This window comes from Duganella rhizosphaerae (assembly GCF_040364205.1).
Taxonomy (GTDB): Bacteria; Pseudomonadota; Gammaproteobacteria; order Burkholderiales; family Burkholderiaceae_D; genus Rugamonas; species Rugamonas rhizosphaerae.
This window is the reverse complement of record NZ_BPWK01000023.1, coordinates 32,553-56,384: the sequence shown is the minus strand read 5'-3', so window position 1 is coordinate 56,384 and position 23,832 is coordinate 32,553. Positions and strand designations below refer to the sequence as shown.

21 protein-coding genes are annotated in these 23,832 nt (G+C 65.9%); 13 read left to right on the top strand and 8 right to left on the bottom strand.

Going from position 1 to position 23,832, the window contains the following annotated elements; genetic code table 11:
* Nucleotides 1-137: 137 nt before the first annotated feature.
* Nucleotides 138-1,304, bottom strand: coding sequence for a methionine adenosyltransferase (gene metK / locus RUGAMON1_RS30775; protein WP_116993739.1), 1,167 nt, complete (start codon nucleotides 1,302-1,304; stop codon nucleotides 138-140).
* Nucleotides 1,305-1,499: 195 nt separating this feature from the next.
* Between metK and RUGAMON1_RS30770 the strand changes: the two genes are divergently transcribed.
* The 3 genes from RUGAMON1_RS30770 to dapF are packed head-to-tail and all read left to right on the top strand — an operon-like array spanning nucleotide 1,500 to nucleotide 4,117.
* The gene (locus RUGAMON1_RS30770; RefSeq protein WP_445234081.1) at nucleotides 1,500-2,363 is read left to right on the top strand and encodes a lysophospholipid acyltransferase family protein; all 864 of its coding nucleotides are present in this window, start codon (nucleotides 1,500-1,502) and stop codon (nucleotides 2,361-2,363) included.
* Nucleotides 2,360-3,238 carry an LpxL/LpxP family acyltransferase gene (locus RUGAMON1_RS30765; RefSeq protein ID WP_445234080.1) on the top strand — a complete coding sequence of 293 codons (879 nt, stop codon included), beginning with the start codon at nucleotides 2,360-2,362 and terminating at the stop codon, nucleotides 3,236-3,238. The genes RUGAMON1_RS30770 and RUGAMON1_RS30765 overlap by 4 nt, the downstream gene beginning before the upstream one ends.
* A gap of 15 nt (nucleotides 3,239-3,253) precedes the next feature.
* Nucleotides 3,254-4,117: a diaminopimelate epimerase gene (gene dapF / locus RUGAMON1_RS30760; RefSeq protein ID WP_445234079.1), complete on the top strand. Its 864-nt coding sequence runs from the start codon at nucleotides 3,254-3,256 to the stop codon at nucleotides 4,115-4,117.
* Nucleotides 4,118-4,166: 49 nt separating this feature from the next.
* Here the strand turns inward: dapF and RUGAMON1_RS30755 are convergent, their stop codons facing one another.
* Nucleotides 4,167-5,723: a tetratricopeptide repeat protein gene (locus tag RUGAMON1_RS30755; RefSeq protein ID WP_445234078.1), complete on the bottom strand. Its 1,557-nt coding sequence runs from the start codon at nucleotides 5,721-5,723 to the stop codon at nucleotides 4,167-4,169.
* 413 nt (nucleotides 5,724-6,136) lie between these two features.
* Between RUGAMON1_RS30755 and RUGAMON1_RS30750 the strand changes: the two genes are divergently transcribed.
* The 10 genes from RUGAMON1_RS30750 (at nucleotide 6,137) to RUGAMON1_RS30705 (ending at nucleotide 15,282) form a co-directional block, all read left to right on the top strand.
* Nucleotides 6,137-7,192: a porin gene (locus RUGAMON1_RS30750; protein WP_445234077.1), complete on the top strand. Its 1,056-nt coding sequence runs from the start codon at nucleotides 6,137-6,139 to the stop codon at nucleotides 7,190-7,192.
* Nucleotides 7,193-7,314: 122 nt separating this feature from the next.
* Nucleotides 7,315-7,983, top strand: coding sequence for a DUF484 family protein (locus RUGAMON1_RS30745; protein WP_445234076.1), 669 nt, complete (start codon nucleotides 7,315-7,317; stop codon nucleotides 7,981-7,983).
* 8 nt (nucleotides 7,984-7,991) lie between these two features.
* Complete coding sequence (gene xerC / locus RUGAMON1_RS30740; RefSeq protein ID WP_445234075.1) at nucleotides 7,992-8,927, top strand: tyrosine recombinase XerC; 936 nt, start codon at nucleotides 7,992-7,994, stop codon at nucleotides 8,925-8,927.
* Between the two features lie 132 nt (nucleotides 8,928-9,059).
* Nucleotides 9,060-10,130: a CobW family GTP-binding protein gene (locus RUGAMON1_RS30735; protein WP_445234074.1), complete on the top strand. Its 1,071-nt coding sequence runs from the start codon at nucleotides 9,060-9,062 to the stop codon at nucleotides 10,128-10,130.
* An 89-nt stretch (nucleotides 10,131-10,219) separates the two neighbouring features.
* A complete protein-coding gene (gene dksA, locus RUGAMON1_RS30730) occupies nucleotides 10,220-10,669 on the top strand; it encodes an RNA polymerase-binding protein DksA (protein WP_217943515.1) in 450 nt (149 codons plus the stop codon).
* A gap of 66 nt (nucleotides 10,670-10,735) precedes the next feature.
* Nucleotides 10,736-12,061 carry an STAS domain-containing protein gene (locus RUGAMON1_RS30725; protein ID WP_445234073.1) on the top strand — a complete coding sequence of 442 codons (1,326 nt, stop codon included), beginning with the start codon at nucleotides 10,736-10,738 and terminating at the stop codon, nucleotides 12,059-12,061.
* A 139-nt stretch (nucleotides 12,062-12,200) separates the two neighbouring features.
* Entirely contained in the window at nucleotides 12,201-12,743 is a 543-nt protein-coding gene (hslV, locus tag RUGAMON1_RS30720) for an ATP-dependent protease subunit HslV (protein WP_445234072.1), read from the top strand.
* A complete protein-coding gene (gene hslU, locus RUGAMON1_RS30715) occupies nucleotides 12,740-14,089 on the top strand; it encodes an ATP-dependent protease ATPase subunit HslU (RefSeq protein WP_445234071.1) in 1,350 nt (449 codons plus the stop codon). Before hslV ends, hslU begins: the two co-directional genes overlap by 4 nt.
* A gap of 24 nt (nucleotides 14,090-14,113) precedes the next feature.
* Nucleotides 14,114-14,320: a hypothetical protein gene (locus tag RUGAMON1_RS30710; RefSeq protein ID WP_445234070.1), complete on the top strand. Its 207-nt coding sequence runs from the start codon at nucleotides 14,114-14,116 to the stop codon at nucleotides 14,318-14,320.
* Nucleotides 14,321-14,505: 185 nt separating this feature from the next.
* On the top strand, nucleotides 14,506-15,282 hold the full coding sequence (locus RUGAMON1_RS30705; RefSeq protein WP_445234069.1) for a helix-turn-helix domain-containing protein: 777 nt from the start codon (nucleotides 14,506-14,508) through the stop codon (nucleotides 15,280-15,282).
* On the opposite strand, the gene RUGAMON1_RS30700 is transcribed toward RUGAMON1_RS30705, so the two are convergent.
* The 6 genes from RUGAMON1_RS30700 to RUGAMON1_RS30675 are packed head-to-tail and all read right to left on the bottom strand — an operon-like array spanning nucleotide 15,255 to nucleotide 23,828.
* On the bottom strand, nucleotides 15,255-17,504 hold the full coding sequence (locus tag RUGAMON1_RS30700) for a patatin-like phospholipase family protein (protein WP_445234068.1): 2,250 nt from the start codon (nucleotides 17,502-17,504) through the stop codon (nucleotides 15,255-15,257). The two genes, RUGAMON1_RS30705 and RUGAMON1_RS30700, sit on opposite strands and share 28 nt — an antisense overlap.
* A gap of 9 nt (nucleotides 17,505-17,513) precedes the next feature.
* Nucleotides 17,514-18,116 carry a type II secretion system protein N gene (locus RUGAMON1_RS30695; protein WP_445234067.1) on the bottom strand — a complete coding sequence of 201 codons (603 nt, stop codon included), beginning with the start codon at nucleotides 18,114-18,116 and terminating at the stop codon, nucleotides 17,514-17,516.
* Between the two features lie 16 nt (nucleotides 18,117-18,132).
* Nucleotides 18,133-19,353, bottom strand: a complete 1,221-nt coding sequence (gene gspF / locus RUGAMON1_RS30690) for a type II secretion system inner membrane protein GspF (RefSeq protein WP_445234066.1) — start codon at nucleotides 19,351-19,353, stop codon at nucleotides 18,133-18,135.
* A gap of 10 nt (nucleotides 19,354-19,363) precedes the next feature.
* Nucleotides 19,364-20,785, bottom strand: a complete 1,422-nt coding sequence (gspE, locus tag RUGAMON1_RS30685; protein ID WP_445234065.1) for a type II secretion system ATPase GspE — start codon at nucleotides 20,783-20,785, stop codon at nucleotides 19,364-19,366.
* Nucleotide 20,786: 1 nt separating this feature from the next.
* Complete coding sequence (gspD, locus tag RUGAMON1_RS30680) at nucleotides 20,787-23,033, bottom strand: type II secretion system secretin GspD (protein WP_445234064.1); 2,247 nt, start codon at nucleotides 23,031-23,033, stop codon at nucleotides 20,787-20,789.
* Between the two features lie 21 nt (nucleotides 23,034-23,054).
* Nucleotides 23,055-23,828: a type II secretion system protein N gene (locus tag RUGAMON1_RS30675; protein ID WP_445234063.1), complete on the bottom strand. Its 774-nt coding sequence runs from the start codon at nucleotides 23,826-23,828 to the stop codon at nucleotides 23,055-23,057.
* Between the last annotated feature and the right edge of the window lie 4 nt (nucleotides 23,829-23,832).

The following is a 23,832-nucleotide window of genomic DNA, read 5'->3' as shown; positions in this document are numbered from 1 at the left end:
AAAGACACCCCCCGCCGCCGCTACGAACCGCCCAATCCGATACCGCCGCCGCCGAAGCGGCCGACATAAGCGCTCCGGATGCGACCAGATGCGACAACGCCCCGGCATGCGGGGCGTTGTCGTTCAGTGCGGCGAGATTACTTCAGGCCGGCTGCGGCGCGCAGGATCGCGGCCTTGTCGGTGCGTTCCCACGTGAATTCCGGCTCTTCGCGGCCGAAGTGGCCGTAGGCGGCGGTCTTGGCGTAGATCGGACGCAGCAGGTCCAGCATCTGCACGATGCCTTTCGGACGCAGGTCGAAATGCTCCATCACCAGCGCGGCGATCTTGTCGTCCGGGATCACGCCCGTGCCTTCGGTGTAGACCGTGATGTTGATCGGACGCGCCACGCCGATGGCGTAGCTGACCTGCACCTGGCACTGGCGCGCCAGACCCGCGGCCACCACGTTCTTGGCCACGTAGCGGGCGGCGTAGGCGGCCGAACGGTCCACTTTCGTAGGATCCTTGCCGGAGAAGGCGCCGCCGCCGTGCGGGCTGGCGCCGCCGTAGGTGTCGACGATGATCTTGCGGCCAGTCAGGCCGCAATCACCCTGAGGACCGCCGATGACGAAGCGGCCGGTCGGGTTGACCAGGTATTTGGTGTCGACCAGCCACTCGCGCGGCAACACCTGCTTGATGATCTCTTCGATCACCGCTTCTTCGATCTGCTTGTGCTGCATTTCCGGCGCGTGCTGGGTCGACAGCACGACGGTGTCGACCGAGACCGGACGGCCGTTGACGTAACGCAGCGTGACTTGCGATTTGGCATCCGGACGCAGCCACGGCAGGCGGCCGTCCTTGCGCAGCTGCGACTGGCGCTCGACCAGGCGGTGCGCGTAGTGGATCGCCGCCGGCATCAGTTCCGCCGTTTCGTCGCAGGCGTAGCCGAACATCAGGCCCTGGTCGCCGGCGCCTTGATCCAGGTCAATCCCCGCGCCTTCGTCCACGCCCTGGGCGATGTCCGGCGACTGCTTGTCGTAGGCCACCAGCACGGCGCAACCCTTGTAGTCGATGCCGTAGTCGGTGTTGTCGTAGCCGATGCGTTTGATGGTTTCGCGCGCAACTTGAATATAATCAACGTTGGCGAAGGTGGTGATCTCACCGGCCAGCACCACCAGGCCGGTGTTGCACAGGGTTTCTGCGGCAACGCGGGCTTTCGGGTCCTGGGCCAGGATGGCGTCCAGAATCGCGTCGGAAATTTGGTCGGCAACCTTGTCCGGGTGGCCTTCCGAAACGGATTCGGAAGTGAAAAGATAATCGTTTGACATCGCAAGCTCCTGATACTGGTTGAGAATGTTTTGTCGCTCACCAATACGGCTTGCGACGCTTTAGCGATATTTATATTCCGCTTCGCAAGTTGTCTGTTAACTCAGCGGATACTCCATACGTGTTATTTTACGCTTCTTAAAAAATTTTGGCAGAGCAACAGAAGCCAAAATACCCTTCTATTAGACGAATTACTCATGCTTGTACCAATTTTTCGATTTCTCTCAATCTTCCCGTTGCCGTTTCTACACGCATTGGGCGCGGCGCTGGGCTGGCTGGTCTACCTGAGCTCGCCTTCCTACCGCCGCCGCATGCGCGACAACATGGCGCAGGCCGGCTATTCCCGTCACCTGTCGGCCGCCATCTCCGAGGCCGGCAAGAGCATCGTCGAGCTGCCCTTCATCTGGTGCGCCAAGCCGGAGCGCGTGTCGCGCCACGCCACCGACGAGAACTGGGCCATCGTCCAAGCCGAACTCGATGCCGGCCGCGGCATCGTGTTCCTGACGCCCCACCTGGGCTGCTTTGAAATCGTCGCGCAGGAAATCGCGCTGCGCACCGAGCTGATGGTGATGTACCGCCCGCCCAAGAAAGCCGCGCTGAAGCCGCTGATCGAAGGCGCCCGCGCGCGCGACAACCTGCTGCTGGCGCCGGCCAATATGTCCGGCGTGCGCATGCTGGCCAAGTGCCTCAAGAAAGGCAAGCCGATCGGCCTGCTGCCGGACCAGGTGCCGCAGGAAGGCGAAGGCGTGTGGGCCACGTTCTTCGGCCGCGCCGCCTACACCATGACCTTGCCGGCCAAGCTGGCGCAGCTGGGCGACGCCACCGTCATCGTCACCTATGCCGAGCGCCTGCCGGGCGGCAAGGGCTATGTGATCCGCTTCGTGCCCTTCGACGGCACCTTGGACGGCAGCGCCGCCGAGCAGGCGCAGGCCATCAACCACGCGATGGAGCGCCTGATCGCGCGCAGCCCGACCCAGTATTTCTGGAGCTACAACCGCTACAAGGTGCCGGCCGGCATCGATGCGCCCGACTCTACGCCCTCCTCGGGAGAACAGGCATGAAGCTGCTGTTAGGAATCATGTGGCTGCTGCACTGGCTGCCGCTGCCGGTGCTGGGCCGTTTCGGCGACGCCGTCGGCAGCCTGCTGTTCCTGGTGATGCGTGCGCGCCGCCATATCACGCTGACCAATCTGCGCCTGTGCATGCCGGAGCTGAGCGAGGCCGAACGCACCGTCATCGCCCGCCGCCACTTCCAGGCGTACTCGCGCAGCGTGTGGGAGCGCGGCATCCTGTGGTGGGCGTCTGAGGCAAGGCTGAAGCGCCTGATCAGGATCGAGCCGGGCCCGGTGCCGGTGGAGGAAATGACGGCCAGGCCGACCATCCTGCTGTGCCCGCACTTCGTCTGCCTGGACGTGGCCGGCGCCTCGATCGCGATGGTGACCAGCGCCTCGTCCATGTACGTGCAGCAAAAGAACGCCGCCTTCGACCAGGTGCTGCGCGCCGGCCGCGCCCGCTTCAAGCCGGTCAAGCTGTTCACCCGCCAGGACGGCATCAAGCCCATCCTGCGGGCGCTGCGGGACAAGCTGCCCTACTTCATGCTGCCGGACATGGACTTCGGCGAAAAGGACGCCGAGTTCGTGCCCTTCTTCGGCATCGAGGCGGCCACGCTGACCGCCACCGCCCGCATCGCCGCCACCACCGGCGCCCAGGTGATGCCGGTGATCGCCACCTTCCTGCCCGGTTACCAGGGCTGGCGTGTGAAATTCTATCCAGTGTGGGACAATTACCCTGGTCCCGACATGGTTGCCGCCACCCGCCGCATGAACGAGTTCATCGAGGAGCGCGTGCGCGAAGCCCCGGCTGAATATTTCTGGACGCATAAACGGTTCAAGACGCGCCCGAACGGCGAAGCTTCGCTGTACCAGCGTTCCAAGTAACAACACAGGCAGCAGATGAAACTCAAATTCACCAAAATGCATGGCGCCGGCAATGACTTCGTGGTCATCGACGGCATCAACCAGGACATCGACTTTTCGGCCGCGCAATGGCAGCTGCTGGGCGACCGCCGCTTCGGCGTGGGCGCCGACCAGATCCTGCTGGTGGAAAAACCGACCGAGGCCGGCTGCGATTTCCGCTACCGCATCTTCAACGCCGACGGCGGCGAGGTCGAGCAATGCGGCAACGGCTCGCGCGCCTTCGTCAAGTTCGTCGCGGAAAAAGGCCTGACCGCGCAGCGCAGCATCACGGTGCAGACCAAGGCCGGCGTGATCGCGCCCCGCCTGGAAGCGGACGGCAGCATCACCGTCGACATGGGCGCGCCGGTGCTCGAGCCGCAGCGCGTGCCGTTCGACGCCGACGGCCTGCACGGCGAACGCCAGGGCGACGACACGCTGTGGCCGCTGGTGCTGGAACTGGGCGGCGCGCGCGAGAGCGTGCTGATTTCGGTGGTATCGATGGGCAATCCGCACGCGGTGCAGATCGTCGACGATGTCGACGCCGCCCCGGTCGAACTGACCGGCCCGCTGATCGAGCACCACGCGCGCTTCCCCAACCGGGTCAACGCCGGCTTCATGCAGATCGTCGGCCGCCACCACATCAAGCTGCGCGTGTTCGAGCGCGGCGTCGGCGAAACCCTGGCTTGCGGCACCGGCTCCTGTGCGGCCGTGGTGGCCGGCATCCGCCGCGGCTTGCTGGACAGCCCGGTGCAGGTCGACGCGCGCGGCGGCCAGCTGTCGATCAGCTGGGCGGGCGAGGGCCAGCCGGTGTGGCTGACCGGCCCGGCGGTGACGGTGTTCGAAGGCGAGATCGAGATTTAAGGCGCGGGATTTAAGGCGCGAGATTTAAGGAGGCAACTCAGGCGGCGACTCAGGCCGCCAGCCGGTCGTCGTCGGCCGGTTGCCAGGTCTTCAGCCGGTACAGGCGCTGGCGGTAATTGCCCTCCAGGCCGTCCGGGCCGTTGTCGAGATGCTCGAACAGACGGCCGATGCGGTCCAGCGCCTGGCGTTCGCGCGCGGTGCGCAGCAGCACCAGACGCCGCTTGCTGCGGCCATAACTGGCGCGGATATCCACCACCAGGCAATGGCCCTGGTCGGCCGCCTTCACATCCAGCAGCAGCGCTTCCGCCCGGCTCAGGCCGAACAGCTCGGCCAACTCCAGCCGCGCCGCCAGCAGGGGCTGGCTTTCCAGCGCTTCGCGCGTCTTGCCACACAAAATCTCATCGGCCCAGTCCGACGCCTTGGGCGCCGCCGCGATGCGCGCCAGCGCCGTTTCCGCTTCCTCGCAGCCCTGGGCCGCCGCCTTCTGCAACCAGTAGGCGGCGCGCACGTCGCTGTGTTCGTCGGTGCGGCGGTTGCGCCACGCGTACATGCCGCACTCCAGCTGCGCGGCGCAATGCCCCATGTCGGCCGCGCGTTCCAGGTAGGCCTGGGCTTCCGCCACGCAGCGCTGCGAAAATTCCGGTTTCAGATAAATCCGCGACAGCGCATACCAGGCTTCGGCCAGACCCTGGTCGCCGGCCTGGGTCAGCCAGCGGATCGCGCGCTTGAAGTTGACGGCGGCGATGCCGTTGAGCTGCCGCTTGCCGTCGCCGTCCATGCGGGCAAACCACAGGCCCAGCGCCAGCTGGGCGTGGCGGTCGCCGCCGTGGGCGGCCAGTTCGCGGCAGTGATGCAGCGCGTCCCGGTGCTCCGTGTGGCTGTCGAACAGCTCGGCGCAGCGCGCCAGCAAGGTCAGTTGGGCCGGTTCCAGCGGCCAGTCGGCGGCACGGGCCGCTTCGGCGTCGGCCGGGGCGTCGGCGAGCAGCTTGCGCGCCAAGGGCAAGGCGCGTTGCAGAAACGCCGCGCGGTCGCCGTGCCAGGCCTGCTCCAGCACGGCGTACTGGGCGGCGGCCAGGCCGCTGTCGGCAGCCCGCGCCAGCCACTGCTGGCGGACGCTGGCGCGATGCGGCCCCGGGCCGCGCCGCGACGGCAGGGGCGCCAGCGGCGCCGACGACGGCGGCTGCGCGCCGGACTGGTGCGCCAGCAACCATTGCGCTTCGGCCGAGCCGCTGCGCGCGGCCGTCTCCAGCGCCCGCAAAGCCTTGTCGCGCAAATGCGACGTTTCTTGCCCCGCCGCCCGGTTCAACACCAGTTGCGCCAGCACCAGGCCGGCCTGTTCGACGCCGGCGTCGTAGGCGCGGTCATACCAGGACAGCACCGCCGGCAGGCAGTGCTGGGCATGTTCGAAGGGAACGTAGCTGCCGATCAACATCCAGGCTTCATCCTGCTCCTGCAGCGCGGCGCGGTTGAGCCAGTGCAGGGCGGTAGGCAGACTGAGCGGCAAGCTGGCGCCGCCGAACAGGTAGAGCTTGCCCAACGCCAGCTGACAGACCGCATCTCCCGCACGCGCGCCCCGGATGATCCCTAACTCTTCTCGATTAGCCATCGTCTCACTATTAGTCCGATTCATCGAAGTGGCGATACGGCCATGCGGCCTGCATGACCGTTGCTGCTTATGAGTGTAGCGTGCGATCCGCGCCACACACTAAACAATATGCAAAGCGCTTTGATTTCGCACAAACGCCCTACCCCGCTTCGCCCTGTACGCTAGAGCTGTTTTGATGCCTGAATGAAAGGAAATAATAGCGAAACAGGCCCTCATGGCCTGCCAATCAAGCGTTTCAAAAATACAACAAGAAGCCCGGTTTCTTTGGCTTTCGACCAAAACTAGCCGTCATAATCAACCATTCCAGCGTTTTTGACCCGGCGGGATATTAAGGTTCCTACCAACCAAGGGTCGAAGTACGCGACCTGCTAGCTTTGGATGTATGCATGTTCACTCATAAAGGAATAACTCAAATGAAAAAATCTTTAGTGGCTCTGGCTCTCATGGGCGTATTTGCTGGCGCATACGCGCAGTCGTCCGTGACCATCTATGGCACTGTAGATGCAGGGATTTCCAAGCGCACCGGCACCACCACCCAGGTCGGCAAACGCGACAACAACAAACTCGGTTTCAAAGGCATCGAAGATCTGGGCAGCGGCCTGAAGGCCATCTTCCAGCTGGAAATCCGCTACGAGCCGGACACCGGCACGATTGAAAACACCTCCGGCGCCAACAGCCGTCCACTGTTCCAGGGCCAGAGCCGCGTCGGCCTGCAGGGCGACTTCGGTACCGTGCGCCTGGGCCGTGGCCTGACCGCCTTCCAGGAAACCAGCACCGCCTTCGAACCATGGAGCGGCATGCCTGGCGTGGCCGGCTACCAGACCGACCTGCAAGTGGCCGGCTACACCAGCGATCCGCTGAGCCCGCTCGGCAACTCGAACAACCGCTTCTCGAACGCGGTGTTCTATAACACCCCGATGATCGCCGACATCTTCCAGCTCAACGTCACCGTCGCCGCCAAGGAAGCCAACAACAGCCCGGCCATCATCGGCAAGGGCACCGCCGCCGCACCGCAATTCGCGGCCAACGCAGCCCCGCTGACCACGCCTTACTCGCTGAGCGCCACCGCCGCCAACGGCCCGTTCGCCGCCTACGCCGCCTACGAGAAGAACGCCATCGAAACCAAACTGTGGTCGGTTGGCGCATCGTTCAAGCCGATCAACGAGCTGAAACTGATGGGCTCCTACCAGAAGCAGGATCAGAGCAGCAGCACGCTGATCAATCCAAACACCAAGGCATGGCTGCTGGGCGCCAACTACACCGTCGGCGCCGGCCTGATCCGCGTTGGCTATGGCCAGAAGACTCCGGACAACAGCCTGGGCAACCCAGCCCTGGTCAAGACCAAGCAGGCGTCGATCGGCTACGACTACAACCTGTCGGCCCGTACCTATCTGTATGTTGATGCCTCGAACAAGAAGGCAGCTACCACGCTGAATTTCTACAGCCTCGGTATCCACCACAACTTCTAAGCCGCGCAGTCGGCAAGAACTGCCGGCGCTTGGGTTGGGGAATGACGGGCATGGGCAACCATGTCCGTTTTTTTTCGTTTAGAATGACTGTGCCTTTCCAACCTCGCCAATAAAGTACCTCAATGACTGTCCCACTGGATCACACCCTCGTCGCGCAATACCTGACCGAACACCCGAATTTCTTCGAAGAGCACGCTGAATTGCTGGGGGAAATCAAACTGGCCAGCCCGCTGACGGGACGCGCCGTATCGCTGCAAGAGCGCCAGATGGAAGTGATGCGCGACAAGTACAAGGCGCTGGAATTGCGCATGAGCAATTTGATGCGCCTGGCGTCGGAAAACGAAGCGATCGCCAACAAATTCCACCGCTGGACCAAGGTGCTGCTGGAAGCCGAAGATGTGGGTTCCATGCCACACGCCGTGGTCAGCGGCCTGAAGTCCAGTTTTGATGTACCGCAGGTCACGCTGCGCATCTGGGACACCGCCCCCGACTACCTCGGCGAATGGTTCGTCAACGGCGTGTCGGAAGATGCGCGCATCTTCGCCAACAGCCTGATGGCGCCATACTGCGGCACCAACAAGGATTTCGAAGCGGTGCGCTGGCTGCAGGACGCCACCGGCATCACCTCCACCGTCATCATCCCGCTGCGCAAGCCCGGCAACAAGCATGCCTTCGGCCTGCTGATCATGGGCTCGGCCGATCCGGCGCGCTTCACCTCGTTGATGGCCACCGATTTCCTGGTCCACATCGGCGAAACCACCAGCACCGCGCTGGCCTGGCTGCTGGCCTGAGCGCCGCCATGAGCGCCGAACCAGACAGCAAGCTGGCCTGGATCGACGCTTACCTGGCCCATCTGCGCGACCAGCGCCGGCTGTCGCCGCACACCGTCAGCGCCTATGGGCGCGATCTCCAGGAATTGGCCAAGCTGTCCGCCGGCCAGGACTGGCAGCAGCTCGACCATTTCACCATCCGCCGCCTGACCGCCAAGCTGCACGCGCGCGCGCTCGACCCGCGCTCGATCGCCCGCAAGCTGTCCAGCTGGCGCGGCTTTTTCGACTGGCTGGGCGGCCAGACCGCGCTGGCGGCCAACCCGGTGCAGGGCGTGCGCGCCCCCAAGCGCGCCCGCACGCTGCCGCGCGCGCTGTCGGTGGACGACGCCGTGCAACTGGTGGCGCCAGCGCGGCCGCACGCCGGCGCGGCCCCGGAAGCGGCCGAGCTGTGCAACCGCGCCATGTTCGAACTGTTGTATTCCAGCGGCTTGCGGGTGTCCGAGCTGGCCGGGCTGGACCTGGCCGCCGGCAAGGACGCGCTGGGCTGGGTGGCGCTGGACAACCGCGAAGTCATCGTCACCGGCAAGGGCAACAAGCAGCGCGTGGTGCCGGTGGGCGCGGCCGCGCTGGAGGCGCTGGCGGCCTGGATCGCCGTGCGGCCTGCGCCCTCGGACGGCGGCAACGCCCTGTTCCTCAGCACGCGCGGCACGCGGGTGTCGCCGCGGGTGATACAGCAGCGTTTGCAGGCCCATGGCGTGGCCCAGGGCGCGCCGGTGCATGTGCACCCACACATGCTGCGCCACTCGTTCGCCTCGCACGTGCTGCAATCGTCGGGCGACCTGCGGGCGGTGCAGGAAATGCTGGGCCACTCCAGCATCAGCTCGACCCAGGTCTACACCGCGCTGGACTTCCAGCACCTGGCCGAGGTGTACGACAAGGCCCACCCGCGCGCCAAGGTGAAATAGCCGGCACCCGTACTGACGTTGCTCAATCGGACGAATTGCTAGCCCAGGCCAAATTCCGGCATAATCGGCCGGTTGCATTTCCGCATTTGATCCCCATCTAGGGTTTCCTCCTAGACCAGACTGGTAAGCACCATGGCACTGATACCGACCACCATCCTCACCGGCTTCCTCGGCGCCGGCAAGACCACCCTGCTGAACCGCATCCTGCAGGAACAGCACGGCATGCGCATCGCCGTCATCGAAAACGAGTTTGGGCAGGAAAACATCGACAACGAGATCCTGGTGCAGGACAGCGGCGAACAGATCGTGGAAATGAACAACGGCTGCATCTGCTGCACCGTGCGTGGCGACCTGATCGTCGCCCTGAGCGGGCTGGCGCAGAAGCGCGAAGCCGGCGAACTGCATTTCGACCGCGTCGTCATCGAGACCACCGGCCTCGCCAATCCCGGCCCGGTGGCGCAGACCTTCTTCGTCGACGAGGAAGTGGGCGCTCACTACATGCTGGACGCCGTGGTCACCGTGGTGGACGCCCGCCACGCGATGGACCAGCTGGACCAGCACGAGGAAGCCCAGCGCCAGGTCGGTTTCGCCGACAAGCTGCTGCTGTCCAAGACCGACCTGGCCAGCGCCGAGGAGGTGGCCACGCTGACCGCCCGCCTCAAGCGCATCAATCCGCGCGCGCCGATCAGCACGGCCGATTTCGGCCGCGCCCCGCTGTCCGAGGTGCTGGACCTGAAGGGCTTCAACCTGAACGACAAGCTGGAACTGGACCCGGACTTCCTGGAAACCGACCAGGCCCACGACGACGACCACGTGCATGACGAACACTGCGGCCATCATCACGGCCACGACCACGGCCACCACCACGAGGAACACGGCCACAACCACCACCATGCCCACCACAGCGACGATATCGCGGCGTTTGTGTTCAAAAGTACACGCCCGTTCGACACCGCCAAGCTCGACGAGTTCCTTGGCGGCCTGGTAAATGTCTACGGTCCTCGCATGCTGCGCTACAAAGGCGTATTGTTCATGAAAGACGCCGATCGTAAAGTAGTGTTCCAGGGCGTGCACCAGATCATGGGCAGCGACCTGGGCGCCAAATGGGGAGAAAACGACGTTCGAGGCAGCAAAATGGTATTTATCGGTAAAAATCTGCCGAAAGATATCTTTATTAGCGGTTTAGAACAATGTCTGGTATAAACTATCCGGGTTTTGTGGGGATGGCTGAATAGCCACAAACTCCGGGCTGATTAATTGAAAACTCTGTCGTATCGAAGGTAAGCGAAGTTATGACCACCAAAACTAATAAATCGACCCCCGCCGCCGCCGACCGCATCCTGACCGAAGAAGAAATTCTGAAGATGGATGAAAAGGATTATATGAATCCGGCGCAATTGGCCTTCTTCAAAGCCAAGCTGCAAGCGCTTGAAAAAGAATTGTTGAAGAACGCCGGCGAAACCACCGAACACCTGCGCGAAACCGTGCTGGTGCCGGACCCGGCCGACCGCGCCACCATCGAAGAAGAACACGCGCTGGAACTGCGCACCCGCGACCGCGAGCGCAAGCTGCTGAAAAAGGTCCAGCAATCGATCGTCACCATCGACGGCGGCGACTACGGCTGGTGCGAAGAAACCGGCGAACCGATCGGCATTCCACGCCTGATCGCCCGTCCGACCGCCACGCTGTCGCTGGAAGCCCAGCAGCGCCGCGAACTGAAGCAGAAACTGTACGGCGATTAATTCGCTGGGTCTTTAAAAAAAGCACGCAGCCGCGTGCTTTTTTTTACGGCAAACACGAGGATCAGCGTGGGACTGTTCTCCATCTTCAAGAAGACCGACGCACCCGCCCCGCAATCGAGCAACGACGATGACGAGGCGGCGCGGCTGGCCGCCAACAGCGAAGCCGAACGCCTGCAGCAGCAGGCGCGCCAGCGCGAGATCGCCCGCGCCACTGCGATGAAGATCGACGCCATCGAATCGGCGATGACCTTCGACATTTTCAACGAGCCGGAGCCGGCCTGGGGCAGCCAGCGCGCCACCCGCCCGGCCAGGCCCAAGGCCGCCGCCCACGCCGACGGCGGCCCCGACACGCAAGCATTGGCCGACATCCCCACCACCCTGCTGCTGCGCGACGACGACCTGCCGCAACTGGCCGTGGCCGCCGAGACCGCCCCGGTGGTGGAAGAGATCGCCATCCTGTACGCCAACGGCCAGGGCGCCGTGGCCGAGCAGCTGCTCAACGCCAGCCTGGCCGACGCCGCCGGCGACCGCACCGTCTGGTGGATGCTGTTCGACCTGTACCAGGTCAGCGGCCAGCGCGACCGCTTCGACAACCTGTCGATCGACTACGCCAGCACCTTCGAGACCTCGCCGCCGCCGTGGAACGCGCCGGCCGCGCTGGCCGCGTCCTCGCCCGACTTTGCCGGCCTGACGCCGACCGAAGCCTTCGCCGGCGTGCTCGACCAGCACATCGACGCCCAGCTGGAGCGGCTGCGCCAGTCGGCCGCCAACAGCCCGGTGCTGCGGCTGGAATTTTCCCGCGTGACGGCGGTCGAGGCGGCCGGCTGCGCGCTGCTGCTGGACACGCTGCGCAAGCTGCAAGCCCAGCAGCGCGAGCTGATCCTGGTGGGCGCCGACGGCCTGGCCGCGCTGATACGCTCCGGCATCGCCATCGGCCGCCGCGACGACACCGAGGCGCCGTGGCTGCTGCTGCTGGAGCTGCTGCAACTGCTGAACCGCGAAAAACAGTTCGAGGAAATCGGCATGGACTACTGCGTCACCTTCGAAGTGTCGCCGCCGTCGTTCACGGCGCCGCACAAGGTGGCCACAGCGACAGCCGCGGCCCAGCACGTGTCCGCGTCGCCGGACCGCTTCATGCTGCCGCCGCTGCTGGAAGGCCAGCTCGGCCCTTTACTCGGCCAGATCCAGCACTATGCCGATCAATACCAGACCCTGGTGTTCGACTGCTCGCGCCTGACGCGCATCGACTACGCCTGCGCCAACCAGCTGCACGCCAGCCTGGCCCAGTTGGGCAAGAAGATCGAATTCCGCGACGTCAACCACCTGGTGACGGCGCTGCTGCGCCTGCTGGGCTATGCCGACATCGCCAGGATCTACCCGCACAAATATTAGTACCCCACAAGCAAGGGGTCAGACCCCATACGGGGTCTGACCCCGGTGCAGCGCAGTGCGGGGTGAAGCGCTTGCAATTGCGATATCCAGCCCCATTTTTCAGTCTTGAAGCAGTCTGCGTCATTACTTTGAGGTAACTATGGAACAATTTCACGGCACCACCATCCTGTGCGTACGTCGCGGCAAGCAAGTCGCGCTGGGCGGCGACGGCCAGGTCACGCTGGGCAACATCGTCATGAAGGGCACGGCCCGCAAGGTGCGCAAGGTCTACCAGGGCAAGGTGCTGGTCGGCTTCGCCGGCGGCACCGCCGACGCCTTCACCCTGCTCGACCGCTTTGAAGGCAAGCTGGAAAAACACCAGGGCAATCTGCTGCGCGCCTCGGTCGAGCTGGCCAAGGACTGGCGCACCGACCGCGTGCTGCGCCGCCTGGAAGCGATGCTGCTGGTGGCCGACAGTGAATCGACCTTGGTGATCACCGGCAACGGCGACGTGCTCGAGCCTGAAGACGGCATCGGCGCCATCGGCTCCGGCGGCACCTACGCGCAATCGGCGGCCAAGGCGCTGGTGGAAAATACGGAACTGTCGCCGTCGGAAGTCGTCAAAAAGTCACTGACCATCGCCGGCGAATTGTGCATCTACACCAATCTGAACCACATCATCGAGACACTGGACCCAGCATGAACATGACCCCGAAGGAAATCGTCGGCGAGCTCGACAAACATGTGGTCGGCCAGGGCAACGCCAAGAAGGCGGTGGCCATCGCGCTGCGCAACCGCTGGCGCCGCCAGCAGGTCGAGGAACCGCTGCGCCACGAGATCACGCCGAAAAACATCCTGATGATAGGCCCGACCGGCGTCGGCAAGACCGAGATCGCGCGCCGCCTGGCCAAGCTGGCCGACGCGCCCTTCATCAAGATCGAAGCCACCAAGTTCACCGAGGTCGGCTATGTCGGCCGCGACGTCGACACCATCATCCGCGACCTGATCGACATCGGCGTCAAGCAGACCCGTTCGGCCGAGATGGCCAAGGTGCGCACCCGCGCCGAGGACGCGGCCGAAGACCGCGTGCTCGACATCCTGCTGCCGCCGGCGCGCGACTTCGGCTTCCACCAGGCCACGCCGTCGGATACGCCGAAGGAAGGCAAGGAAGGCGACAGCACCCGCCAGACCTTCCGCAAGCGCCTGCGCCAGGGCGAGCTGGACGACAAGGAAATCGAGATCGAGCTGGCCGAGAACGGCCCGCAGATGGAGATCATGGCGCCGCCCGGCATGGAGGAAATGACCGAGCAGATCAAGTCCATGTTCTCCGGCATCGGCGGCAGCCGCAAGAAGGCGCGCAAGGTCAAGATCAAGGAAGCGATGAAGGTGCTGATCGACGAGGAAGCCGCCAAGCTGGTCAACGACGACGAGATGAAGCAGAAGGCCATCCAGAACGTCGAGCAGAACGGCATCGTGTTCCTCGACGAGATCGACAAGATCGCCTCGCGCTCGGAAGTGGGCGGCGCCGACGTCTCGCGCGCCGGCGTGCAGCGCGACCTGCTGCCGCTGGTCGAGGGCACGACCGTCAACACCAAGTACGGCATGATCAAGACCGACCACATCCTGTTCATCGCCTCGGGCGCCTTCCACCTGGCCAAGCCGTCCGACCTGATCCCCGAACTGCAGGGCCGCTTCCCGATCCGGGTCGAGCTGGAGTCGCTGTCGATCGCCGATTTCGAACGCATCCTGACCAGCACCGACGCCTGCCTGACCAAGCAGTACGAGGCGCTGCTGGCCACCGAGAACGTCACCATCGAGTTCGCGCCGGAAGGCATCACGCGGCTGGCGGAAATCGCCTACTCGGTCAACGAGCGCACCGAGAACATCGGCGCGCGCCGGCTGTACACGGTGATGGAAAAGCTGCTGGAAGAACTGTCCTTCACGGCCAGCGACGACAGCGGCAAGCTCATCACCATCGATGCGGCCTACGTCAACGCGCGGCTCGACGCGCTGGCGGTCAACGAAGACCTGTCGCGCTACGTGCTTTAATTGTTTCGCTAAGGAGCCGGGATCATGGCCAACAAGGCGCTGTCCACGCGGCAGAAGATGACGATACGGGTCGAGCCGTCGCAGAAGCCGCCGCGCAATCCGGTGGCGCTGGCGGCCAAGGCGCGCGCCGGTGGCGCCGGTCCGCACGCCAAGCCGGTGTCGACCGACCGCCAGGCCGCCAAGCGCCTGCTGGCGAAGATCAGCCTGAAGCCGGACCCGGAGGAAAAATAACCGTTAGCGGACGCCGGTAGTGGCGTCCGCTCTCGGGTTATCCGGTGCCATCCCTGCTGCGAGGGACAGCGTGCCGCAGTGTCCCCCACTTCCGCGCGATGTACCACCCGATTATTCCAAGCCCCGCTTTTCACGCCGGCGAGTACCGTGTTACGATACCTTTTGTTTTTTTACCAAGGCAGGGTATGAGCTCACCGGAATTGCTGCTGCAAGTGTTGCGGACCCAGATGCGGGCCGCCGGCGTCACCTACAAAATGCTGGCCGAACGGATCGCCATGAGCGAGTCCAGCGTCAAGCGCATGTTCGGCCAGCAGGACATGTCGCTGTCGCGGCTGGCGCAAATCTGCAAGGCGGCGGGGGTGGCGATGGAGGACGTGCTGCGCGGCGCGGCCGACGCCACGCCGCAGGCGGACGCGCTGACGCTGACGCAGGAAAAGTCGCTGCTGGCGCAGCCGCACCTGCTGCTGATGGCGATCTGCTGCCTGGGCCACTGGACGCTGGAGCAGGTGCTGGAAACCTACAACCTGACCGAACCCGAATGCATCCTGCTGCTGGCCGAGCTGGACCGGCTGGGGGTGATCGAACTGAAGCCGCTCAACCGCTACCGCCTGCGCGTGTCGAACGCCTTCCGCTGGCTGCCGGACGGGCCGGTGCAGCAATTCTTCCGCGAGCACGCGGTGGCCGATTACTTCAGCGGCAGCTTCGACGGCGCCGGCGAAACCCTGCTGTGCCTGCCGGCGCGGCTGTCGCTGCCCAGCGCCGAGGAACTGGTGGGCCGCATCCAGCAGCTGGCCGGCGACCTGGCGCGGCTGCACCAGGGCGACCGCAAGCTGGCGCCGCAGGAGCGCGACGGCTTCACCCTGCTGGTCGGCTTCCGCTCGTGGGAATTCGCCGCCTTCACCGCGCTGCGGCGCGCGCCGTCAACCACAACTGGCTACCAGATAGGACCGAGGAACAGGTAGGCGCTGGAGTTGCCGCCCTTGGTGGTGCCGGCGCCCAGGTACAGCGGGCCGAAACGCGTATCGACCGCGAAGAAGCCGCTGGCGGCCTGGTGCAGCGAACCCCAGCGCAGCGGACTGGTCGGGCTATAGGCGCCGCCCGCCTCCAGCGAAAAGCCCAGCCGCACATCGCCGCCCAGCGCGGCCGGCATCGCGCCTATGCTGCGCGCCATCACCACCCGTCCCAGCAAGGTGCGGTCGCCGACGATGGACTGCGGCGTCGAGCCGGACAGGCGCAGGAAGCCGCCCAGGTTGTTCGACGAGGCGCCGCCCTGGCTGCGCGACCACTCCGCATACACATGGCCGGCCCAGCGGTCCACGTGGAAGGCCTGCAAGCCCTGCACGGACTGGTTGGTCGGCACGGCGCCGGTGGCGCGGCTGTGCATCAGGCGCTGCCAGCCCAGCGCGAACAGCGTGCCGCGCGTCGGGAAGGCCACCGTATCGAGGCTGTCGACACTGAAGGACAGCTGCTGCACGGTCTGTATATCGCTGCTCTCGGTGAGCTCTTCCGGTATGCTCTGGTGATACACCTGCTTCTCGCGCGTCACGCTGTAGCGGACATCGCCCCAATGGCCCAGCTGGCGCCCCAGCGACAAGCCGCCGCCCTGGTTGTTGTAGGCATAGCGCGCCTGGCGGAAACCGCTCGGGTTGAAGAGATCGATAGCCGACGAGTTGTAATGCAACTCCGGCGCCACATACCATTGCGATCCCGCGCCCAGCGGCTGCCAGAACTGCACGCCCAGCGCGCGCTCGGTGCCGACCCGGCCGATGGTGCGCAGCTCGGCGCCCCAGTCGTTCAGCGACGACAGCACATGCATCACCTTCAGCTCGAAGGCATTATTCTCGGAGAAATCGCTGGTCAGCTCCAGGCCCACGCGCAGGCGGCTGCGCGCCCAGTCGGCCTCGGTCGGCTTGATCAGTACGCTGCGGCCGTCCTTGTCGTCGTGGATTTCGGTTTCCACCCGCGCCAGGTCGCCGCGCCCGAACAGCTGGTTGCCGGCCGCCTGCGCCTGTTCGCTGGTGACCATCTGCCCCACCTGCAAGCCGGACTGTACTTCCAGCACCTTCGGATTGATGCGGCCGCTCGGCGCCACCTCCAGCTTGGTCAGCCGCACCGGCTGGTCGATGCCCACCGGCGCCGACAGGCGCTTGAGTTCATACGAGGCGTACTGCGCCTCCGGCAGGGACAGCTTGACCAGCTGCGCGCTCATGGACCGCACCGCCGCCTCGCCGGCCTTCATGGCGCGGTCGTGGCGGGCAAAATCGAGGAAGCCGATGCCGCCCAGGTCCGGCGCCAGCAGGATGTCATCGGGACGCAGCTCCTTGAGCGAGCGCTGGACGTTCTGCTCGGTCAGGATTTGCAGCATCTGCTGCGCCACGCTGACCGCGCTGATCAATTCCTTTTCCTGCGCCAGCGGCGTGCCGACGTTGACGGCGATGATGATGTCGGCGCCCATGTCGCGCGCCACGTCCACCGGCAGGTTGCGCACCAGGCCACCATCGACCAGCAGCCGCTGGTTGACGCGCACCGGCGCGAACACGCCCGGCACCGCCAGCGAAGCGCGCATCGCCAGGAACAGCGGCGTGTCGTTCAGCTCCACCAGCTCGCCCGTCACCAGGTCGGAGGCGACCGAGCGGAATGGCAGTTGCAGCAGGTTGACCGGCTTGTCGCGCGCGCCATGCGGCAGCACGCGGGTCAGCGCCAGTTCCAGCGCCTCGTTGCCGGCGGCGGCCGGCGGCAGCGAGACCCCATCCAGCTTGGCGCCGAACTCGATGCGCGACGGCAGCAGCAGGTCTTCCTCGCGACGGCGGTACACCAGCTCGTCGCGCGGCGGACGGTCGGCCACCACGGCATTCCAGTCGGTGCGGCGCACCAACTGCTCCAGCTGCTCGACCGAGCTGCCGGCCGCGTAGGCGCCGCCGACCACGCTGCCCATGCTGGTGCCGACCACGAAGTCCACCGGCACGCGCAATTCCTGCAAGGCGCGCAGCACGCCGATATGGGCGAAGCCGCGCGCGCCGCCGCCGGACAGCACCAGCGCGACTTTCGGCCGCGGCTTGATGGAGGCGTCGGCAGCGACCGAGGTGGCGCCGGTCGCGGTTTGCGCGGCGGCAGGCGCACCGATGGCGGCCGCCAAGAAAAAGCCGCAGCAAAAAGCTGCGGCCAGGGTACGGGATATCACCATGGGCATGGCCTATTGTGTGCGGTCGAAACCGGGAACGGGGGCGATCGTGGTGCCGGACACGCTGGAGCGCGGCGGTGGCTGCGGCTGCGGCTGCGGCTGCGGCGGTTGCTGTTGCGGCGGCGCTTGCGGTGTCGGCGGCGCGATCGGCGGCAACGGTGGCTGGCCCGCGCCGGGCAGCAGCGACGGCGGCGGACCGCCGGCGGCAGCGGCGCCGGCATCGGTGGCCAGCTCCACGCGCTTGAGGGCGCCGCCTTCGGACAGCATCACGTATTTCGGATGGACTTCCTTCACCGTCACGCCGGGCACCACCTCGCGGCCCACGCCCAGCGCCATCGGCTGCTGGCCGTCGACCACGATGATGGCGGCGCTGTCGCTGCCGCCGTTGCGCGCGGCGATCACGCCCTTGAGCTGGTAGTTGCTGACCGCGGCGACCGTGATCTGGCCGCCGAACAGGCCCTTGGCCGCCTCGATATTCAAGGGCGCGGCGAACTGCTGCGGCGGCGCGGCGATCGCGCGCTGCTGCGGCTTGAACAATTGCAGGCCCCAGTAGGCCAGCGACGCCGACAACAGCACCACGGCAAGGACGGTAACGAATAATGGCAAACGCTTCATGGTTCTCTTTGCTTCCTCAGCGTACCAGCTGATTAATTTCGATGATAGGCATCAGGACCGCCAGCACGATCAGCAGCACCACCACGCCCATCGCCAGGATCAGCGCCGGTTCCAGCAGGCCGGCGATGGTCAGCGTGCGGCGCTCCAGGTCGGACTCCTGGGCGGCGGCGGCCCGGTCCAGCATGGCCGGCAGCTCGCCGGTGATTTCGCCGGCCCGTATCATGTGGATCAGCATCGGCGGAAAATGCTTTTGCGCCGACAGCGAGCGCGCCAGGCTGACGCCCTCGCGCACCGCGTCGCTGGCCTCGTCCACCAGCTCCTGCATGGCGACGTTGGACAGCGTATCGCGGCTGGTCTCCAGTGCGCGCAGGATGGGCACGCCGGAACCGGTGGTGATCGCCAGCGTGCTGGCGAAACGCGCCGTGTTCAGGCTGCGCTCGAACTTGCCGTACAGCGGCGCGGTCAGCAGCCAGGTGTGCCAGCGCCGCTTCAGCGCGGGATTCTGCAGGGCCCGGCGCCACATGAACCAGGCGCCCACCAGCAGGATCGCCACCACGATGCCGTAGTTGCGCACGAAGTCCGACACCGCCAGCATGATGACGGTCAGGATCGGCAGCTTCTGCTTGGTGTTGGCGAACACCGAGACGATCTGCGGCACCACGTAGGTCAGCAGGAAGATCACGATGGAGAACGCCACCACCGTCACGATGGCCGGATAGGTGAAGGCCAGCTTGACCTTCTGGATCAGCGCATTGCGGCGCTCGATGTAGTCGGCAAGGCGCGACAGCACGCGCGACAGCTGGCCGATCTGCTCGCCGGAGGCGACCAGCGCGCGGTAGATCTCGGCGAAGTCGCGCGGGTGCCGTCCCAGCACGTCGGACAGCGCGGCGCCGCCGATCACTTCGGAACGGATCGAGGCGATCAGGTCGCGCATGTAGGGACGCTCGGCCTGCTCCAGCAGGGCGGTGAAGGCCTGCTCCAGCGGCAGCCCCGCTTCCAGCAGGCTGGCCAGCTGGCGCGTGAACAGCGCCAGCTCGGTGGCGGACAAGCGCTCGCCGAAGCCGCGGCTCTTGGTCACGCCGGCGGCGTCGACCTGCGCGGCGATGGCGTCCACCTTCAGCGGCACCAGGCCTTGCGTGCGCAGCTCGGAACGGGCCGAACGCGCGCTGTCGGCATTGAGCACGCCCTTCTTGGTGGCGCCGCCGGCGTCGACGGCTTCATAACGGAATGCGGGCATCTTCGGTCGCCTAGTCTTTGGTCACGCGCAGCAGTTCGGCCTGCGTGGTCACGCCGGCGGCCAGCCAACGCTCGCCGTCCTCGCGCATGGTCTGCATGCCGCCCGCCACCGCCGCCGCCTTGACCTCGGCCTCGGAAGCGCGGTTGTGGATCTGCGCGCGGATCTGCTCCGTCGTCTGCAGGAATTCGTACACGCCGACCCGGCCCTGGTAGCCGGTGTGGCCGCAATGCTCGCAGCCGACCGCGTGCCACTGCTTGCCGTCGAAGGTCTTGCAGCTGCCGCACAGTTTGCGCACCAGCCGCTGCGCCAGCACGCCCAGCAGCGACGACGACAGCAGGAACGGTTCGATGCCCATGTCCAGCAAGCGCGTGACCGCCGCGGCGGCGTCGTTGGTGTGCAAGGTCGCCAGCACCAGGTGGCCGGTCAGCGAAGCCTGCACCGCGATCTGCGCGGTTTCCAGGTCGCGGATCTCGCCGATCATGATCACGTCCGGATCCTGGCGCAGGATGGCGCGCAGCGCCTTGGCGAAGGTCATGTCGATGCGCGGGTTGACCTGGGTCTGGCCGACGCCGTTCAAGTCGTACTCGATCGGGTCTTCCACCGTCATGATGTTGGTGGTGGCCGCGTTCAGCAGCGACAGCGCGGCGTACAAGGTGGTGGTCTTGCCCGAGCCGGTAGGCCCGGTCACCAGCACGATGCCGTGCGGCTGGTTGATCAGCGCGTCGAACTCCGGCAGCATGGTCTCGCTCATGCCCAGGTGGTTCAGGTCCAGACGGCCGGCTTCCTTGTCCAGCAAACGCAGCACCGCGCGTTCGCCGTGGCCGGTCGGCAGCGTCGACACGCGCACGTCGACCGGCTTGCCGCCGATGCGCAGCGTGATGCGGCCGTCCTGCGGCAGGCGCTTCTCGGCGATGTCCAGCTGCGCCATGATCTTGATGCGCGAGATCAGCGAACCGTGGATGGCCTTGCGCGGACGAACCACGTCGCGCAGCGAACCGTCGACGCGGAAGCGCACCACCGAGGTCTGCTCGAACGGCTCGATGTGGATGTCGGAGGCGCTGTCGCGCAGCGCCTGCGTCAACAGCGCGTTGATCATGCGGATCACCGGTGCGTCGTCGGACGATTCCAGCAGGTCTTCGATGGCCGGCACGTCCTGCAGCAGCTTGGTCAGATCGAGGTCGGCGTCGAATTCCTCGGCCACCATCGAGGCGTTGCCGCCCGAGCTGGCGTAGGCCGCGGCGATGGCGATTTCCAGGTCGGCGCGCGGCATGCTTTTGAGCTGGACGCGGCCGAAACGGCGCGACACTTCGGCGATGGCCGCCGGCGCGGTGGCGCCGCAGACCAGCACGTCCACCGTGTGTTCGGCTTCGTCGCTCTGCTGCGCCAGCACCACGAAATCGCGGGCGAAAGCGTAGGGTAGGAGATTGCTCATATTACTTCTGCTTGGTTGGTTCGCCGGCGCCCGGTTCGCGCACCGGTGTCGGCGCGGAAGGCAGCGGACGCACCAAGGTGCCGCCCAGCGGCGCACCGTCTTTCAGCGCGGGCAGCATGGGCTGGCCCAGATCTTTGACCAGGATGCTCTCCGGCGGCTGGATCGCTTCCTGCTGGCCGCGCATGTAGTCGTAGCGGTCGGTGGCCAGCGAGGTGCTCTGCTCCTTGTTGCGGATCACCACGGGGCGCAGGAACACCATCAGGTTGGTCTTCTTGCGGGTGCGGGTCTGGAACTTGAACAGATTGCCCAGCACCGGAATGTCGCCCAGGCCGCGCACCTTGTCGACGCCGTCGCCTTCGGTGTCCTCGATCAGGCCGCCCAGCACGATGATCTGGCCGTCGTCGGCGATGACGTTGTTCTCGATCACGCGCTTGTTGATGGTGATGCCGGCGGCCGCCGTCAGCGTGGTCTTGTCGACGCTGGAGGTCTCGTGGTAAATCGCCAGCTTGACCGTGCCGCCTTCGGAAATCTGCGGACGCACCTTCAGCGTCAGGCCCACTTCCTTGCGGTCGATGGTCTGGAACGGATTGTTGTTGGTGCCGGAGGTGGTGGTGAACTGGCCGGTCAGGATAGGCACGTTCTGACCGACCGAGATGGTGGCCAGTTCGTTGTCGAGCGTGATCATGTTAGGCGTCGACAGCACGTTGGCGTTGCCGTCCGATTCCAGCGAGCGCGCCAGCGCGCCCAGGCCAAGGCCGCCGGCGACCTGCTTGAACACGCCGATGGTCAGGCCGGCGCCCGGCAGCGCCGAGGTGGTGCTGGTGGTGCTGGTGCCCTTGCCGAGCAGCGAAGTGGCCAAGTTGCCGATGTTGTTGCCGCCGCTCGAATACGACTGCAGGCCGCCGACGCGGTAGGTGCTGTTCTCGTTGCCGGTCGCGCCCACCCACTGCACGCCGAACTCGGACGCCTTGTCGGACGAGACTTCGACGATCAGCGATTCGATGTAGACCTGCGCGCGGCGCACGTCCAGCTGGTCGATCACGGCGCGCAGGTTGCGGTACACGGATTCCGGCGCGGTGATGATCAGGGTGTTGGTGGTGGAATCGGCCTGGATGTAGCCGGCCGTGCCGCCGCCCTGTTGTTGCTGCTGGCCGGAGCCGGTCAGCAGTGGATTGGACGGGCCGCTGCTGGTGCTGCCGCCGCCGCCCATGCCGCCGCCGGTATTGCTGCTTTGTCCGCCCAGGCCACCCTGGCCCTGGCCTTGGCCGGTCTGGCCGGTGCCGCCGACGCCGGTGGCGTTGGCCGCCGAGGTGTCGCCCGACACCACCGAGCGCAAGGTCTGCGCCAGCTTGGCCGCTTCGGCGTTCTTCAGGTAGACCACGTGGACGTTGCCCAGTTCCTGGGTCGGCTGATCGAGCTTGGCGATCAACGACTTGGCCAGGTTGGAGCGGGCCGCCGACGGCGCGCGCAGGATCAGCGAATTGGTGCGCGGATCGGCCAGCACGCTGACCTTGCCCGCGTCGCCGGCGCCGGCGCCGCTGTCCATCAGTTTGTTGACCATGGCCGCCAGGTCGCTGGCGATGGCGTAGCGCACCGGGATCACATCGAGGTCGGCGACGGCCGGCGCGTCCAGCGCGGCGACGATCTTGGCCAGGCGCTTGACGTTGTCGGCGTAGTCGGTGACGACCACGGTGTTATTGCCCGGATTGGCGTTGATGGTGTTGTTCGGCGAGATCAGCGGACGCAGCACCGTCACCACGTTGGCCGCCGACTCGTAGTTCAGATGGAAGATCTGGCTGACCACCTGGTCGCCCTTGGCCGTGGCCTGGCCGGCGCCGATCTGGGTCGGACCCGCCTGCAGCTTGGCGTCCGCCTCCGGCACCACCTTGGCGTAGCCGTCGCCGCTGACCACCGCATAGCCTTGCAGGCGCAGCGCGGAAGTGAGCAAGCCGAAGGCCTGCGATTTGGTGACCGGTTTTTCCGACACCACCGTCAGCGTGCCCTTGACGCGCGGGTCGATCACGAAGGTGATGTTGGTGTAGTGGCCCACCGCCTTGATCACCGACTCGATGTCGGCACCGACAAAGTTCAGCGCGGCGTCGTCGGCCGCGGCGTGCGCGGCCAGCGGCAGCAGCGCCAGCAACGGCGTCACGACCGGCACGACGCTGGTCGCACAGCACAGCATCGCACCCGCGCTCAGGCGGCGCAGCGCGGGAAGGTTGGATTTGCTCACGGACTGTTTTTTCATTGTCTGAACTTTTATCTGAACTTAGTGGAACTCTAAAGCGATGATGTTGCGCTCACTATTCGGTTTGCGCTGGCCCAGCAAATTCAACAGATTGGCCAGCTGCTCTTCAAATCCTTTTGCTGCCTCGGCCTGCCCGGAAAACTGCAGGCGGCCGTTATTCAGGTTGCCGGAACCGCTCAGCAGCAGCGGCCCCTTGACGGAATTGAGCGTCAATCCCGCCGACTGCCCGTGCCAGTCCAGCGCCAGCGCGTAGCTGCCCAGCGGCCGCACCGACGACAGCCGCGAAGCCATGTCCGTCATCTCCAGCGTGGTGCGGCCGTTGATCGACACTTGGCGGTCGGCCAGCGCCAGCTCCAGCGCGGTCCACGACAGCCGCATGGTGCCGCTGGGCGCCACGGTGTTGAGCGGCGCGCCCAGCCCGGCCAGGCCCTCGGCCGGCAGCAGCAACGCCGATGGACTGAGCTGCCAGTGCGACCAGCTGCCCTTGAAGGTCAGCGGCTGCGCCAGCGCCTCGCTGTTTTCCAGTTGCAGGTCGACCATGCCGACCAGCGCCAGCGGCGAAATCTTCCAGCTGAAACGGCCCGGCAGCAGCGGCGTGACCGGGCTGTTGCCGCCGGCCGCGCCGCCGATAAAGGCCGAACCGCGCCACAGCGTACCCTGCGCGTCCCCCAGCGTCAAACGGCCTGCCGTGCGCGACTCCACCAGGGAGCCCAGCCAGGCGGCCGGAAAGAACACCGCCAGCGTCGCCGCCACGCTCAGCGCGATCGTCAGCAACCATAGCACGGCGCGCTTCATGGAC

Excerpts from the sequence above, each read along its gene's own strand:
- RUGAMON1_RS30770 (WP_445234081.1), top strand. The coding sequence starts at position 1,500 with ATGCTTGTACCAATTTTTCGATTTCTCTCAATCTTCCCGTTGCCGTTT.
- metK (WP_116993739.1), bottom strand. The coding sequence starts at position 1,304 with ATGTCAAACGATTATCTTTTCACTTCCGAATCCGTTTCGGAAGGCCAC.
- RUGAMON1_RS30705 (WP_445234069.1), top strand. The coding sequence starts at position 14,506 with ATGAGCTCACCGGAATTGCTGCTGCAAGTGTTGCGGACCCAGATGCGG.
- xerC (WP_445234075.1), top strand. The coding sequence starts at position 7,992 with ATGAGCGCCGAACCAGACAGCAAGCTGGCCTGGATCGACGCTTACCTG.
- dapF (WP_445234079.1), top strand. The coding sequence starts at position 3,254 with ATGAAACTCAAATTCACCAAAATGCATGGCGCCGGCAATGACTTCGTG.
- hslV (WP_445234072.1), top strand. The coding sequence starts at position 12,201 with ATGGAACAATTTCACGGCACCACCATCCTGTGCGTACGTCGCGGCAAG.
- RUGAMON1_RS30710 (WP_445234070.1), top strand. The coding sequence starts at position 14,114 with ATGGCCAACAAGGCGCTGTCCACGCGGCAGAAGATGACGATACGGGTC.
- RUGAMON1_RS30700 (WP_445234068.1), bottom strand. The coding sequence starts at position 17,504 with ATGGTGATATCCCGTACCCTGGCCGCAGCTTTTTGCTGCGGCTTTTTC.
- RUGAMON1_RS30745 (WP_445234076.1), top strand. The coding sequence starts at position 7,315 with ATGACTGTCCCACTGGATCACACCCTCGTCGCGCAATACCTGACCGAA.
- hslU (WP_445234071.1), top strand. The coding sequence starts at position 12,740 with ATGAACATGACCCCGAAGGAAATCGTCGGCGAGCTCGACAAACATGTG.
- RUGAMON1_RS30675 (WP_445234063.1), bottom strand. The coding sequence starts at position 23,828 with ATGAAGCGCGCCGTGCTATGGTTGCTGACGATCGCGCTGAGCGTGGCG.
- gspD (WP_445234064.1), bottom strand. The coding sequence starts at position 23,033 with ATGAAAAAACAGTCCGTGAGCAAATCCAACCTTCCCGCGCTGCGCCGC.
- RUGAMON1_RS30765 (WP_445234080.1), top strand. The coding sequence starts at position 2,360 with ATGAAGCTGCTGTTAGGAATCATGTGGCTGCTGCACTGGCTGCCGCTG.
- RUGAMON1_RS30750 (WP_445234077.1), top strand. The coding sequence starts at position 6,137 with ATGAAAAAATCTTTAGTGGCTCTGGCTCTCATGGGCGTATTTGCTGGC.
- RUGAMON1_RS30755 (WP_445234078.1), bottom strand. The coding sequence starts at position 5,723 with ATGGCTAATCGAGAAGAGTTAGGGATCATCCGGGGCGCGCGTGCGGGA.
- RUGAMON1_RS30735 (WP_445234074.1), top strand. The coding sequence starts at position 9,060 with ATGGCACTGATACCGACCACCATCCTCACCGGCTTCCTCGGCGCCGGC.
- RUGAMON1_RS30695 (WP_445234067.1), bottom strand. The coding sequence starts at position 18,116 with ATGAAGCGTTTGCCATTATTCGTTACCGTCCTTGCCGTGGTGCTGTTG.
- gspE (WP_445234065.1), bottom strand. The coding sequence starts at position 20,785 with ATGAGCAATCTCCTACCCTACGCTTTCGCCCGCGATTTCGTGGTGCTG.
- dksA (WP_217943515.1), top strand. The coding sequence starts at position 10,220 with ATGACCACCAAAACTAATAAATCGACCCCCGCCGCCGCCGACCGCATC.
- gspF (WP_445234066.1), bottom strand. The coding sequence starts at position 19,353 with ATGCCCGCATTCCGTTATGAAGCCGTCGACGCCGGCGGCGCCACCAAG.